This is a genomic window from Kitasatospora sp. NPDC127060 (assembly GCF_042724935.1).
GTDB lineage: Bacteria > Actinomycetota > Actinomycetes > Streptomycetales > Streptomycetaceae > Kitasatospora.
In genome coordinates this window covers 18,158-31,521 of sequence record NZ_JBHXEG010000020.1, presented here as the reverse complement: position 1 = coordinate 31,521, position 13,364 = coordinate 18,158, and the positions used below count along the sequence as shown (strand labels likewise).

At 72.8% G+C, this 13,364-nt stretch carries 12 protein-coding genes; 5 read left to right on the top strand and 7 right to left on the bottom strand.

Going from position 1 to position 13,364, the window contains the following annotated elements:
• Positions 1-27: 27 nt before the first annotated feature.
• The 4 genes from ACFWIS_RS14180 to ACFWIS_RS14165 all read right to left on the bottom strand — a co-directional run bounded on the left by ACFWIS_RS14180 (position 28) and on the right by ACFWIS_RS14165 (position 4,142).
• Entirely contained in the window at positions 28-324 is a 297-nt protein-coding gene (locus ACFWIS_RS14180) for a hypothetical protein (protein WP_380452701.1), read from the bottom strand.
• 444 nt (positions 325-768) lie between these two features.
• Positions 769-1,635: a universal stress protein gene (locus ACFWIS_RS14175; protein ID WP_380452699.1), complete on the bottom strand. Its 867-nt coding sequence runs from the start codon at positions 1,633-1,635 to the stop codon at positions 769-771.
• 218 nt (positions 1,636-1,853) lie between these two features.
• On the bottom strand, positions 1,854-3,329 hold the full coding sequence (locus tag ACFWIS_RS14170) for an ATP-binding protein (RefSeq protein WP_380452697.1): 1,476 nt from the start codon (positions 3,327-3,329) through the stop codon (positions 1,854-1,856).
• Positions 3,330-3,428: 99 nt separating this feature from the next.
• Complete coding sequence (locus ACFWIS_RS14165) at positions 3,429-4,142, bottom strand: CBS domain-containing protein (protein ID WP_380452695.1); 714 nt, start codon at positions 4,140-4,142, stop codon at positions 3,429-3,431.
• Positions 4,143-4,718: 576 nt separating this feature from the next.
• Between ACFWIS_RS14165 and ACFWIS_RS14160 the strand changes: the two genes are divergently transcribed.
• The 4 genes from ACFWIS_RS14160 to ACFWIS_RS14145 are packed head-to-tail and all read left to right on the top strand — an operon-like array spanning position 4,719 to position 7,360.
• Complete coding sequence (locus tag ACFWIS_RS14160; protein ID WP_380452693.1) at positions 4,719-5,144, top strand: universal stress protein; 426 nt, start codon at positions 4,719-4,721, stop codon at positions 5,142-5,144.
• Positions 5,141-6,256 carry a Vms1/Ankzf1 family peptidyl-tRNA hydrolase gene (locus ACFWIS_RS14155; protein ID WP_380452691.1) on the top strand — a complete coding sequence of 372 codons (1,116 nt, stop codon included), beginning with the start codon at positions 5,141-5,143 and terminating at the stop codon, positions 6,254-6,256. Before ACFWIS_RS14160 ends, ACFWIS_RS14155 begins: the two co-directional genes overlap by 4 nt.
• Before the next feature lie 37 nt (positions 6,257-6,293).
• The gene (locus tag ACFWIS_RS14150; RefSeq protein WP_380452689.1) at positions 6,294-7,097 is read left to right on the top strand and encodes a sigma 54 modulation/S30EA ribosomal C-terminal domain-containing protein; all 804 of its coding nucleotides are present in this window, start codon (positions 6,294-6,296) and stop codon (positions 7,095-7,097) included.
• A 26-nt stretch (positions 7,098-7,123) separates the two neighbouring features.
• The gene (locus ACFWIS_RS14145) at positions 7,124-7,360 is read left to right on the top strand and encodes a hypothetical protein (RefSeq protein WP_380452687.1); all 237 of its coding nucleotides are present in this window, start codon (positions 7,124-7,126) and stop codon (positions 7,358-7,360) included.
• A gap of 744 nt (positions 7,361-8,104) precedes the next feature.
• Here the strand turns inward: ACFWIS_RS14145 and ACFWIS_RS14140 are convergent.
• From ACFWIS_RS14140 to ACFWIS_RS14130, 3 genes are all read right to left on the bottom strand, one after another.
• Positions 8,105-9,337 carry an NAD(P)/FAD-dependent oxidoreductase gene (locus ACFWIS_RS14140; protein ID WP_380452685.1) on the bottom strand — a complete coding sequence of 411 codons (1,233 nt, stop codon included), beginning with the start codon at positions 9,335-9,337 and terminating at the stop codon, positions 8,105-8,107.
• 191 nt (positions 9,338-9,528) lie between these two features.
• Entirely contained in the window at positions 9,529-9,960 is a 432-nt protein-coding gene (locus ACFWIS_RS14135; protein WP_380452683.1) for a nuclear transport factor 2 family protein, read from the bottom strand.
• A gap of 7 nt (positions 9,961-9,967) precedes the next feature.
• Positions 9,968-10,771 carry an MBL fold metallo-hydrolase gene (locus ACFWIS_RS14130; protein WP_380452681.1) on the bottom strand — a complete coding sequence of 268 codons (804 nt, stop codon included), beginning with the start codon at positions 10,769-10,771 and terminating at the stop codon, positions 9,968-9,970.
• A 606-nt stretch (positions 10,772-11,377) separates the two neighbouring features.
• Here ACFWIS_RS14130 and ACFWIS_RS14125 point away from each other — a divergent pair.
• On the top strand, positions 11,378-13,364 hold a 1,987-nt coding region (locus tag ACFWIS_RS14125; RefSeq protein ID WP_380452679.1), incomplete at its 3' end, for a SpaA isopeptide-forming pilin-related protein.

Genomic DNA, 13,364 nt, shown 5'->3' with positions numbered 1-13,364 from the left:
CCGGCTGTGATGGCCGTCGGCGCGGCCTCACCACAGCGGCGCGTCGAGCGGTCGGCTGGCGTCGTCCGCGCGGGCCAGGACGGTCATCGACTCCCGGTACTCCGCGGGTGCGATCAGTCCGGCCAGCAGAGCGGCGGCGAGCAACCGCTCCATGTCGTCCCGGCTCACCGCTGCGGCGTCTGCAGTGGCGGGGAGGCCACCGGCGGAGGACCGCGGTTCGGGCGCGGGGGCCGGTCGCCGCAGCGGCTGCCCGAGCCGCCGGGCCGCGGCCCGGGTCGCGCCTGCCGCGAGTCGGCCCAGCTTCCTGATCAGTGCTGCGATCACGGCCGCCACCTCCCGGCGAGTCCTTTACTCGACCAGCCTGTCAGGTGGTTCCGGCGCTGGCAGCGGCTGAACGCCCCGACCTTCGTGGGCCGACCGGCCCACCCGCCCGGGGCGGCGGGGCGGGGTTTTCCGGATGCCGGAAACGGGGATCATATAAATGGAAGAGGGACTCCGGGTTGAGACACGGAGTAGCGGCGCTGGTTCGGTCGCGCACCGTGCAATCGTGTTCCGCGAGATGCGGACAGAGCCCCCCTTTCGTTGTTCTCTTCCGCCGCTGATGGGCGGCGGCTCTGTGGGCAGTCGGTCCGTCCGGCGGCCTGCTGCAGCAAGGCCTGGCCCGCTGTTGCGGAAGAACGGGCGGGCAACCCAGGAGAGCGAAGTGTGCTGAGGTCCGGCCTGTCGGCAACCGCTGCCATCGGGTGCCGGGCCGGTGTGGATGCCGGGTCAGCCGTGGGGGACGACGGCGACGGGGCAGGCGGCGTGGTGGATGGCGGCGTGGGCGACGGGGCCGATCCGGGCCGCCGGGCCGGTGCGGTAGCCGCCGCGCCCGACCACGAGGAGCCTCGCCCCGACAGCGATGTCCACGATGGCGCGGGCGGGGTTCTCGGGGCTGACGTGCTCCACGACATGGACGTCGGGATGACGCTCGCGCCACGGCAGTAGCGCTGTGGCCAGTGCCTGCCGGTCCGTCTCCCGCACGGTCTTCTCCGGCGGGTGCTCGTGGGTGATCAAGGACGGGAGCAGGTTCGCGGCGTGGACGGCGAGCAGGGGAGTGGCCTGCCGGCTGGCGGCGTCGAAAGCGAAGTCCAGAGCGCCGGCGTACCCCTCGCGGAGGCTGACGCCGACGGCGATGGCTCCGGACTGCGCGGCCGGGGTCATCGTTGCGATCGGCTGCTCGTGGGCTCGCACCAGGACGACGGGTCGGTCCGACTGGGCGACGGTGTGCAGGGCGAGCGAGCCGAGGAGGTAACCGCGCACGGCACCGAGCCCCTGCGAACCAAGTACCAGCAGCTCGGCGTCGGGCGCGGCCGGAAGGAGAGCGGCGGGGGTGTCGGCGGGCAGGAGCTGGGTGGTGATGGGCACGTCGGGGTACTGCGCTCGCAGGTCGGCCTCCGCGTCCTGCAGGAGGCGCTCGGCCGCGACGGCCTGTTCGTCCTCGCGAGGGATCCGCTGTGCGGTCATGGGCGGCAGGATCCACAGGTGCAGCAGGCGCAGCGGCAGGTCCCGCAGTTGCGCCTCGCGGGCGGCCCAGTGGGCGGCGGCCAGGCTCTCGGGCGAACCGTCGAGGCCGACGGTGATCTCCTTGGGCATGGTGATGGCCTTCCGTGTGTCTTGCAGGGGCTGGGCCGGTTCGGGAGCCGGCCCAGCCGGAGGGGTTCGGCCCGGTTCCACGCCGCGCCCCAGCGGTCACGGCGGAAGCCGTCCGGTCGGCGGCGGGTGGGGGCGTGGGGAGTTCGTGGCGGCGACACCAGCGGGGCCAGGTGCGGGCACGGTTCGGACGCTGTGCCGACCGGGGACACCGGCCCGGTCTAGGCTCCGCGATAGAGGCGGTGGGGGTCGACGAGGACGAGCTCGCCGTGGGCTTCGGCGGCGCGCAGGCGGGGGCTGAAGCCGGCCGCGCCGTAGAGGGCGGGCCGCGCACGGCTGACGTTCTCGCCGCGGGCGGCGAGTGCGGCCACGACCTGCTGGACCTCGTGGAGGTGGTGCAGGTCCAGCACCTCGTTCCAGCGCGCCAGCCCGACCGAGAGCAGCGTCCCCGGGCGGCCTCGTGCCTCACCGCGGACCACCACGTCGGCACCGAGCGGTCCCTGCCCGGGGGCCGCCGGGACGGAGCCGGCCGAGGCCGTGGCCGGGGCGCCGCCGAAGGTGTCGTCGGCCGCGAACCGGAGCGCCCAGTCACGGCACACCTGGGCGAACCGCTGTTCCAGGACGGACGACTCGAAGGCGGGCCGGACGGCACGCCACACCCGGGCGGCCTCCTGCCGTTCGAGTTCGCCGCGGTGCGGCCGGATGACGGCGTGGTCGAAGGCGAGCAGCGGTTCGGCGATGCGGTAGTGCGTGACGCCGGGGCGCAGGGCATCGGGCGTGCTCTCCACGAGGCCGCAGTCGCCGAGCAGTGCCAGCACGTGCGGCACGTCGGTCGCGGGGCGTTCCAGCCGGCGGGCGACGGCACCGGTGGTGGTGCATCCGTCGGCGAGGGCGGCCACGGTGGAGTGGCACAGGGCCCGGTCCCAGCCGTCCGGCTCGCGTTCGACCAGGTGGCCCGCCCGCCAGAACAGGGGCAGCCGGGGGTTGAGGACGGTCCGGCACACCCAGGAGTCGAAGTCGTCCGGGCGCCGGGGGGTGTCCTCGCCCGCCGCGTCGCGCCGGAAGGCAGGGCTGGAGCCGACGACGGCGTGCACACGCAGGGCGAGGAGAGGATCCTCGACGTCCCACAGCCGCGCGCCGTGCCGGTAGTCGAGACGCGGGACCTCCACTTGGAGATCGGCCGTCGCTCCCGCGCTGTCGACCAACCGGTTCATCACCGGCATGGCGCTGCCGCACAGCAGCACCCTGGCCCGGTTCGGTCCGTCACCGTCGCGGAGGGCGCGGCAGACGGAATGGGCGGCGACCGGTAGCGCGGGGCTCTGCCGTACGAGTTCCGGGAATCCGTCGAGGACGATCGGAACGGGCCGGTTCGCGCCCAGGGCCAGCACGGCCTCCAGCGCGTCCTTCCAGTTCTGCCAGCGGGGCGGCGGGCCTTCACCGGTGTGTCGGCAGAGGTGGTCGGCCAGTCGGCGCAGGGATTCCGTCTCCACGGCCTCCTGGGCTTGGAAGTAGAAGCCGCCGGTGGCCCGGGCCAGCTCCTGGAGGAGGAAGCTCTTCCCCTGCCCGCGGGGCCCGGTCACCATGCCGATGGCGGGCCCGGGCCGGGGATCGTTCGCGAACGCGACGAGTGCGTCCCATTCGGCAGTGCGGTCGAAGAGCGTCTTCGGCCGGGCGACGGCGGTGGCGGCGGATCCCACGGCTGGACGTCCCATCGTTCGGCGGCAGCTGTCAGCTCCAGTAGAAGTCCGGGACGACCGTGGTGCCTCCCGGCCGCGGGGTCGTTCGGACGGGGTCACTCAGTGGTGGGGTGCCGGGGGCGGGCCGACGGTGCCGCGCTCCGTGGACTTGGTGGTGTCGGTGCGGGTGTCGTCGATGTCGAAGCCGAGTGTTTGGCGGACGGCGACCACTCCGTCCAGCGAGCGGCACATGCCTTCGATGACGGGGATGAGGCTCTTGCGCGCGACCGTGCCGGTCAACGTGACGACGCCGTCATCGACGGTGACCGCGACGGCGTCCGCCGGCAGCCACAGCGCGTTGAGCAGGACGTCGTGGGTGATCTCCTCAAGGATCGAGGCGTCGTCCTGCAGGAACGGCCGTAGGAGGTCGCTGCGGCTGACGATGCCGGTCAATCGGCCTTCCGCGTCCACCACGGGCAGCCGCTTGAGCTTCTTGCGGTGCATCACCCGGGCGGCCTCGGCCAGGGTCCAGCCTGCGCGTGCGGTGACGACCGGGCTGGTCATCATCTCCTCGGCGATCTCCGCCTCGGCGCGGTAGCGCTCGTGCGGGTGGAGCCAGCGCAGCACCGGGTGGTCTTCCTCCAGCAGTCCGGCTTCCTTGCGGATCAGGTCGGCCTCGGACACGATGCCGACCAGACGGTCCTGGTCGTCGACGACCGGCACGGCGCTGATGTCGTTGCGGTGGAACAGCCCGACGATCTCCTTGAACGTGGTCTCCCGGTGGGCGACGACGACGTCCCGGGTCATCACGTCCTGCACGGCGCGGTGTTGCATGGCCTGCTCTCCCTCCAGACGGTCCGCGGGCGCCGATTCACCCGGACGCGGCCTCCCGCCCGGGTGGCACTGACGACGACGGGACCGCGGGCGGGACGGACGACCGCGATCTACGCCCGGAACTGCCCGAATCAGATCGACGCCCGGAACTGCCCGAATCAGGTGACGGAGCCCCCCGGCCGTCTCGCATCCTCCTCGGTCGTGCTTCTCCATTCCATGCTGCTGCGCCGACCGCGCGACCGCGATCGGTGACCCGCCCGTCCAACACCGACTCCCCTCTCTGGCCAGCGGATTCACGGACAGTGGCAGTACCCCGAAGCTGGCCCCGCTCGGCGGCCGACATCGGCACGCGACCCCACGGGCGCGGTGGCTCCGAGCCTCCGGAGCCAGGCTGGACCGCCGGGGATCGGGCCCCGGCGTCACGTTCCCGGGCGCGGTAGGGCCGGGTGGCCCGCCCCTTCGAGGCGACCGGACCTTGGACCGGGCGGGCGGGCGGGGCACGGTGGTGCTGTGGGAAAGGCAACGAGGTCCACCACGGCCGGTGAGGACCGGAGGGCGCGCCGTGTCGTGGTGGGGGTGGACGGTTCGGCGGTCTCCCGGCCGGCGCTGCGGTGGGCTGTCGAGCAGGCCCGGCTGACCGGCGCGGTGGTCGACGCGGTGACGGCCTGGACGTACCCGACGATCACCGCCTGGGCCAGGACTACGGCCGATCCGCAGATCGACCGCTCCGCGCGGAATGCGCCGGCCCGGACCGTCGAAGAGGTCGTGGGCCCCGAGCCACCCGTGGAGATCCGGCAGCGCGCTATCCGGGGCAACGCCGCCGAGGTGCTGCTGGAGCAAGCCCGCGGAGCCGACCTTCTGGTCGTGGGCAGCCGCGGATACGGCGGCTTCGAGAGGGCACTGCTGGGGTCGGTGAGCCGGCACTGCGTGGAACACGCGCCCTGCCCCGTCGTCGTGGTCCCCACAGTCGCGGGCGGACCGATTCGAGGAGGACTGGCATGACTACCGGAACAGAGACCGACACGCAGGTCCTGCGAGCGCTGCTCGCCGCACCCGGCCCGATTCTGTCGGTCTACTTCGACCTCGATCCGCGCCCGGAGATGGGCCTTGACGCCGAGGAACGCTGGCAGGGACTGTGCCGCGGCCTCGCGGGCCAGGGAGCCCGGGCCGACGAGCTGGACGCCCTGACCCGGCGCTTCCTGTCCTCCCAGCCCGGCTCCGGCGTGCTCGCCGCCTTCGCCGCGGGCGGAGAAGTGGTGCACTCGGCCGTCCTGCCCGGCTGCGAACAGCGGGACCTGGGCCTGCGGGCACCCCTGCCGCATCTGCTGCCCCTGCTCGCCTGGCGCCAGGACCACCCGGCGCACGTGGTCGCCGTCGTCGACCGCACCGGGGCGGACCTGCGCCTGTACCCGGACGGCGCCACCGAAGGAGCCCGCCGCAGCATCGCCGGCCCGGACGACGAGATCGAGCGCAACCAGCCCGGCGGGATGTCCCAGATGCGCTACCAGCACCGGGCCGAGGACTCCTGGGAGCACAACGCCGTCAAGGTCGCCGAAGCACTCGGCACGGCCCTGGCCGAGGTCGACGCCCACGTGCTGATGCTGGCCGGCGACGTCCGCGCCCGGCAGTACCTCACCAAGCACTTGCCCGCCCGGGTCCGCCGCGACGTCTGCATCCGCCCGGTCAGCGGCAGCCGCAGCCCGGACGGCGCCTGGCCGCACCGCATGGCCCAGGTCGAGACGGAGACCTGCCGCGCCGGGCGCGAGGAAACCGCAGCCCTGCTGCGCCGCCTCGACGACGAGCGCTCGCCGCGCGGCCACACCGTCGAGGGCGTCTACGCGACCATGCGCGCGCTCGCGGACGGAGCGCTGCGCACCCTGCTGATCACCGACACCCTCGCCGGCCGCCGCACCGCCTGGTTCGGCCCCGGCCCCACCCACATCGCCGACCAGCCCGCCTCCGTGCCCCCGGACCGCGGCCCGATGGTGCGAGCGGACCTCGCGGACACCGCGGTGCGGTCCGCACTGCTCTCCGGCGTGGACGTCCGCGTCCTTCCACCCGGCGCGCCAGGCGCGCCGGCGCAGGGGATCGGCGGCCTGACCCGCTACACCTGACACCCCCGCCACCGCGGCCGTGAACGGAGGAAATCCGATGACCATCGAACCAGTGCCCAGCCAGACCCCCGAAGTCGAGCTCGAAGCCCAGGGCGACCTGCCGCCCGGAACGGCGGACCTCGCCCGCAACAAGGTGCTCACCCTCCTCGACCAGGTCCGCGAGCCCGTCCTGTCCGTCCGCATCCGCCTCACCCGGATGCACAACCCCGCCGCCGAGCGCCCGTTCCTCGCCCAGGCCAACCTCGACGTCAACGGCCGCGCCGTCCGGGCGCACGTGGCGGCCGAGACCGCGTCCGAGGCGATCGACCTGCTGCGCGAGCGCCTCGGACGGCGACTGGCCCGGCTGCGCGCGCACCAGGAGGCCGGGCGCGGCGGCGCGCCGCAGGCCGGCGGGCACGGGTGGCGCCATGGCGACGAACCCGCCCACCGGCCTGACTACTTCCCCCGCCCGCCGCAGGAGCGGGAGATCGTTCGGCACAAGTCCTTCTCCCTGGCTCGCGAAAGCGTCGACGAGGCAGCCTTCGAGATGGACACCATGGACTACGGCTTCCACCTGTTCACCGAGATCAACACGGGTGAGGACAGCGTCCTTTACCGCACCGCACCCACCGGCTACCGGCTCGCCCAGATCCATCCCGACCCCGCCCGACTCGGCACCGTCGCCGTGCCGTTGACCGTTAGCCCCACCCCCGCACCCCGGATGGACCCTGCGGCCGCTCGGCGGCGCATCGACGCCTTCGATCAGCCGTTCGTCTTCTTCGCCGACGAGTCCACCGGCCGGGGCAACGTCCTCTACCACCGCTACGACGGCCACTACGGCCTGATCACACCCGCCGCATAGCCCCACCACCCACGAGGAGCCCCACGATGAAAACCGGCAAATCCGTCGAGCCACCCGACGTAGCGCTCCACCCGACCGGCCGGGACGTCGAGAGCGCCGTCGAACGCATCGAGCTGCTGGAAGCCCAGGTCCGGGCCCTCGGCCAAGCGATCCGCGCCCTCGTCCAGGGCATGGAGGAGATCCCCGACCAGGAACCCGATTCCGAACGCCCGGCCCGCGCCGCCCGCCTCGCCCACGAACTCCTGCTCGACCAGGGACTCTAGGCCGGTCCAGGAAGTCGATCACGCAACTCTCCTTCCTCGGCCCGCTGTACGCGCGGCAGGGCCCCTACACCTGTGCCTACGTCGACACCTCGCGCGACCGACGACCCCGGCCGCACGATCGAGCTGGGCCGCCGCCTGGAAGCCCAACTGGCCGCCCAGGGCGCCGGCATGGCCACCACCGGGGCGATCGCCCGGGTTGTCGGCACCGACTGCGGTCTTCCCGTCGGCACGGTCAGGCGGTCTTCGCCGCCCACGGGCGCCTCGCCTTCCCCGAGGAACCGCCCGACCCACCGCCCAGCGACACGGCCCGGCTCGCCATGCTCCCTGACGCGATGCCGCTCTCCCTCCAACGCGCCCCGGGCATCCCGTACGTGGCCGCCACCGTCCACCGGCGCTACCCCGATGCCGCCCGCACCTTTCGTTCAGACCGATCCCGGGCAGGGCGAGTTCGGCGCTGCGCTTGCGGAGCTGGTCGAGGACCCACTGGGGGCGAAGGGGCTCGCCATCGGGACGGGTGAAGACGAGGCCTTCCAAACGTCCGTCGGGGTGTGCCGCCATCTGGCGATCCGCTCGGCGGTGCAGGGCGGCCATGACCCTGGCGGAGAGGCTGACCCAGGTGCGACTGGTTTCGTCGAGGGCGTGGTCGCCCGGCGGATGGAGCCCTGACCGCTGAGCCGGCCCGTTCGTGTGCGGCCCTCGGCGGTGTTCGGTTGGCTGCTCGTCGACCAGGGCTCTTGCCGTGTCTCAGACGTCGCCGAGGGGGATGTTCGGGTTGGCCAGGCGGTCGGCGTCCACCACGCGCTTGGAGACGATCAGTTCACGGATCGGATCGGTGACGTCCCAGATGTTCATGTTCATGCCGGCGAGGACCCGGCCGTCCTTGAGCCAGAACGCGATGAACTCATTGGCCTTCACGTCCCCTCGGAACACGACCCGGTCGTAGCCGCCGGGTTCGACGTAGCCGACGTACTCCAGGCCGAGGTCGTACTGGTCCGAGAAGAAGTACGGCACCCGGTCGTAGACGGCGTCCGGCTGTCCGAGCATGGCGCGGGCGGCGGTCTGCGGCTGGTTGAGGGCGTTGGCCCAGTGTTCGACCCGGATGTGCCGGCCGAACAGCGGGTGGTAGGCGTTGGCGGCGTCGCCGGCCGCGTAGACGTGGGGGTCGGAGGTGCGCAGGTGCTGGTCGGTCTTGATGCCGTTGTCGACCTCCAGCCCGGCGGCCTCGGCCAGGGCGGTGGCGGGGGAGATGCCGATGCCGACCACCACGGTGTCGGCGGCCAGCTCGGTGCCGTCGCCGAGCCGTACGCCGCTCACCGTGCCGTCGGCGCCGGTCAGTTCGGCGACCTCCACCCCGAAGCGCAGGTCCACGCCGTGGTCGCGATGCAGGTCGGCGAAGACCTGGGCGACCTCCCGGCCGAGCACCCGCAGCAGCGGCAGCTCCAGCGACTCCAGGACGGTCACCTCGGCGCCGGCGGTACGGGCCGCTGCCGCCACCTCCAGGCCGATCCAGCCGGCGCCGATCACCGCGATCCGGGCGCCGGGGCGCAGTGCGGACTTGATCCGGTCGCTGTCCTCGACCCGGCGCAGGTAGAGCACGCCGGCCTGGTCGGCGCCCGGCACCGGCAGCCGGCGCGGCACCGAGCCGGTGGTCAACAGGAGCTTGCCGTAGGCGACTTCGCCGTCATCGGCGAGCGTGACGGTGCGGGCGGCCGGGTCGACGGAGGTCACCGCCATGCCGAGCCGCAGGGTGACGTCGTGCTCGGCGTACCACTGCGGCGGGTGGACGTAGATCTTCTCCCGGCCCTCCTTGCCGAGCAGGTAGCCCTTGGACAGTGGCGGGCGCTCGTACGGGCGCTCGTGCTCCTCGCCGATCAGCACGATGCCGCCCCGGTACCCGGCGCCGCGCAGTGCCTCGGCCGCCTTGGCACCGCCCAGGGAGGCCCCGACGATCACCATCGGCCGCTCGCTGCCCGCCATGCCCAACTCCTCGTACTCCGTGGAAGATCCGTGGGGAAGCCCCGTGGAATGACCGGTGGAAGGATCCGTTGAGGACCGGGGCCAGCCTCCCGCCGTCCGGGTGGTGTGTCGAGACCGCGCCGGGCGCGCCGCGCCATGCTCGCCCGTTCGAGTGAACGGGGCGGTCGGCGCGGCGGCCCGGTTCACCCGGTTCACCCGGTCATCGCGTCCCTGACCAGCGCGGTGTCGGTGAACTGCTCGAAGCGGACGATCCGACCGCCGCGCACCACGAAGTGGTGGGCGACCCGGACCGCGAGCGGTCTGCCGGTGGCCTTGTGGACGGCCGTGTAGCGGGCCAGGACCACCACGTTCTCGCCGTCCACCACGTAGGTGTCGTCGTGGGTCGTCCAGTCCTCCCACTCGGCGGCGAGGCGCTCCATGACGTGGGTGGTGACGCCCTTCGGGGTGCGGTAGGTGCCGGCCAGCGGGAAGCCCGCCATCTCGGTCCACTCGACGTCGTCGGCGAGGGTGGTGCGCAGCGCGGCCAGGTCGCCCCGGGCGGAGGCCAGGTACTGGCGGCGCACCACGTCGGCGGGGGCGGCGGACTCGGCGAAGCCGGCGACGTCCCTGGGGATCTCGATCATCGTGCGCTCACCCCCAGGCCATCTCGCCCTTGGCGACCTTGGTGCCGAGGTCGACCGCGATCCGCAGCCCGAGCTCCGGGAAGCGTCGTTCCAGTGCCTCCTTGGCGGCGGCCGCGTCGGCCGTCCGGCCCAGTTCGGTCTCGAAGGCGCGCAGGTAGGCGCGGGTGTGGTCGATGGCGTTGAGGTCGGTGGGTGCGTCGGCGACCCGGTGGCCGGCCGCCACCCAGGTCGGGCGCAGCGCCTCCATGCCGTCCAACAGGTCGATCCAGGCGGCCCGCTGGGCGGCCGTCGGGGTGTCGGCCGTCCACACGTGGAGGCCCTCGAAGAGCAGTACCCCGCCGAGTACCGCGCGGTGGTGGTGCTGCCACAGGTAGTGGCGGTCGGGCAGGTGGAAGTCGGCGCCGCGCAGCTCGAAGCGGTGGCCCTCGAAGACGATCTCGTCTCCGGGCAGCACCTCGGGCCGGACCAGCCGGGTGGGCAGTTCGGGACCCAGGTGCGACCAGGCGCGCAGCTTGGACTCGAAGGTCTCCTGGATGTGCTCGACGGTGGGGGCGGTGGCCAGGAACCGAGCCCGGGGGAAGGCGTCCTGGACCTCCTGGGCGCCGAAGTAGAAGTCCGGGTCTCCGTGGCTGACGAACACGGTGGTCAGCCGCTTGCCGGTGGCCCGGACCCGCTCGACCAGTCGGCGCCCGTCGGAGCGGGTGAACCCGGCGTCCACCAGCATGGCGTCGTTCGGGCCGGTGACCAGGACGGCGGTCTTGTTGAGCGAGCTGTCGGGGGCGTCGATGATCTCGAAGTCGAGGGCACTCATGCGCCCACCTCGCTTCGCTCGGCGAGCGCTTCGCGCAACACGCACCTCTCGATGATTCGCTCACTTCGTTCACTCATGTGCCCACCTCGCTTCGCTCGGCGAGCGCTTCGCGCAACACGCACCTCTCGATGATTCGCTCACTTCGTTCACTCATGCGGGCAGAGTCCTTCCTTGGGCCGGGCACGCCTCGTCGCCAGCATCCGTGTTTGGTCCGGTGCCCGCATCCGGAGGGCCGGAGCGCGCGCCGGGTGCTGCCGATCGGGTGTAGTACGCCCGGCGTCGGGGCGACACCCCGTGCGCGTCGCGGACACCCGGGGCCCGTGCCAGAAGACTTCCAGGGCCCCATCGTGTTCACGTCATGAGAGGACCGAGGTGAAGCCCAGCCACGGAGCGACGGCAGCAGCCGTCACCTGGAGACGCCGACTAGGCAAGGCGATGAGTTCGGCCGTCGCCCTGACGCTCGTCCCGTTCGCCATGTCACTCGTCGCCGCGACGCCGGCCTCGGCAGCCGGTCTGCCGGGAGGTCTCGGGCCCTGTTTGGGCGCGGACTGTCCGGCGACGTTCCCCCCGGTCAACAACGGCCCCTTCGCGGGCCGTGACGCCGGGGTGAACATCTTCGTCGGCGGCGACTTCAACGTGGGCGGCTCGGCCGCCGAGGCCGAGGGACACGTGGTGACCCTCGGCAACTTCTCCCAGAACAAGGCGGCCGGCGTCAGCTCCGTCTACAACGTGGGCATCGTCGGCGTCGGCTCGCGGGTGCCCCCGCCGGACGGCGCGGACTTCCTCACCGTCGGCGGCAACGTCACCGTCGCCCCGGGCCAGCGGCTGCTGGCGGACGGCGGCGTGGTCCGCTACGCGGGCACCGCCACCGGCACCATCATCGGGACGAAGGTCCAGGACGCCCAGGCGGTGGCCGCCTACACGCCGCTGCGCGGTCAGCTCCAGACGGCGAGCGAGTGCTACGCCGGGGTCGGCACGCCCCGCCCGGCCACCGGGAGGGCCGTCAACCAGGGCTTCCAGACCCTGTTCACCGGCGACGGCAGCTCCGCGCTGCAGGTCTTCAACGTCGACTTCGACCTCGCCGGCAACGGCGGCGCCACCCAGGGCGTGGCGTTCGCCGGCATCCCCGCGAACGCGACGGTGCTGGTCAACCTGGTCGGCGGCGCCCGCACCATCAACACCTACAGCGGCAGCTTCGACGACAACGACCAGTGGAACCAGCTGCGTTCGCGCCTGCTGTGGAACTTCCCGACCGCGACGACCGTGACCCTCACCGGCTCCGGGCAGTTCCAGGGCAGCGTGCTGGTCGGCAACCCGGCCAGCACCAGCACGATGAACCTGCCCGGCCTGAACGGACGGTTCTTCACCACCGGTTCGCTGCTGCACAACTCCGGCTCCGGCATGACCGGCACCGAGTTCCACGCCTACCCCTTCAACGGCGACCTCCCCGACTGCGGCAACCCGCCGGCCCCGACCGCGTCGACCAGCGTGACCAAGGTCGACTCGGCGAGCTCGCAGCCGTTGGCGGGTGCGGTGTTCCAGCTGTGGCGGGAGACCAACGGCGTCGCCGGGCTGCAGACCACGGGCGCCGACCCGGACACCAAGGTCGGTGCCCCCTGCACCACCGGGGCGGACGGGGTCTGCTCGGTGGGTGACCTCCCGCTGGGGACGTACTACTGGCAGGAGACGGCGGCCCCTCCCGGGTACGACCTGCCGCAGCAGCCGGTGGCGACGGTGGTGCTGGACACCGGCGGGCAGAGCGTCCCGGTGACCGTCGCCGACACCAAGTCCCCGGTGGTCGAGACCGCGTCGACCAGCGTGACCAAGGTCGACTCGGCGAGCTCGCAGCCGCTGGCGGGTGCGGTGTTCCAGCTGTGGCGGGAGACCAACGGCGTCGCCGGGTTGCAGACCACGGGTGCGAACCCGGACACGGCGGTCGGTTCGCCCTGCACCACGCCCGCCTCGGGCGTCTGCTCGGCGACCGACCTGCCGCTGGGCACCTACTACTGGCAGGAGACCGCGGCCCCGCCCGGGCACGACCTGCCGGGGCTCAACGTGACCGAGGTGGTGCTGAACACCAACGGGCAGAACGCCGCGGTCACCGTCGCCGACACCGCGACGGCGGCTCCCACCGCCGGAACGACCGTCACCAAGGTCGACTCGGCGAGCTCGCAGCCGTTGGCGGGTGCGGTGTTCCAGCTGTGGCGGGAGACCAATGGCGTCGCCGGGTTGCAGACCACGGGTGCGAACCCGGACACGGCGGTCGGTTCGCCCTGCACCACGCCCGCCTCGGGCGTCTGCTCGGCCGACGGCCTGCCGCTGGGGACGTACTACTGGCAGGAGGTCTCCGCGCCCAACGGCTATGAGCTGCCCGACCTGAACGTGACCACCGTGGTGCTGGACACCGGCGGGCAGAACGTTGCGGTGACCGTCCAGGACACCCAGACCGTCGCGCCGACCGGCTCCACCGCGGTCACCAAGGTCGACTCCGCGAGTGGGCAGCCGTTGGCGGGTGCGGTGTTCCAGCTGTGGCGGGAGACCAATGGCGTCGCCGGGTTGCAGACCACGGGTGCGAACCCGGACACGGCGGTCG

Coding starts and splice junctions, on each gene's coding strand:
- ACFWIS_RS14130 (WP_380452681.1), bottom strand. CDS start 10,771: ATGAGTGCCCTCGACTTCGAGATCATCGACGCCCCCGACAGCTCGCTC.
- ACFWIS_RS14150 (WP_380452689.1), top strand. CDS start 6,294: ATGACCATCGAACCAGTGCCCAGCCAGACCCCCGAAGTCGAGCTCGAA.
- ACFWIS_RS14145 (WP_380452687.1), top strand. CDS start 7,124: ATGAAAACCGGCAAATCCGTCGAGCCACCCGACGTAGCGCTCCACCCG.
- ACFWIS_RS14175 (WP_380452699.1), bottom strand. CDS start 1,635: ATGCCCAAGGAGATCACCGTCGGCCTCGACGGTTCGCCCGAGAGCCTG.
- ACFWIS_RS14135 (WP_380452683.1), bottom strand. CDS start 9,960: ATGATCGAGATCCCCAGGGACGTCGCCGGCTTCGCCGAGTCCGCCGCC.
- ACFWIS_RS14165 (WP_380452695.1), bottom strand. CDS start 4,142: ATGCAACACCGCGCCGTGCAGGACGTGATGACCCGGGACGTCGTCGTC.
- ACFWIS_RS14140 (WP_380452685.1), bottom strand. CDS start 9,337: ATGGCGGGCAGCGAGCGGCCGATGGTGATCGTCGGGGCCTCCCTGGGC.
- ACFWIS_RS14155 (WP_380452691.1), top strand. CDS start 5,141: ATGACTACCGGAACAGAGACCGACACGCAGGTCCTGCGAGCGCTGCTC.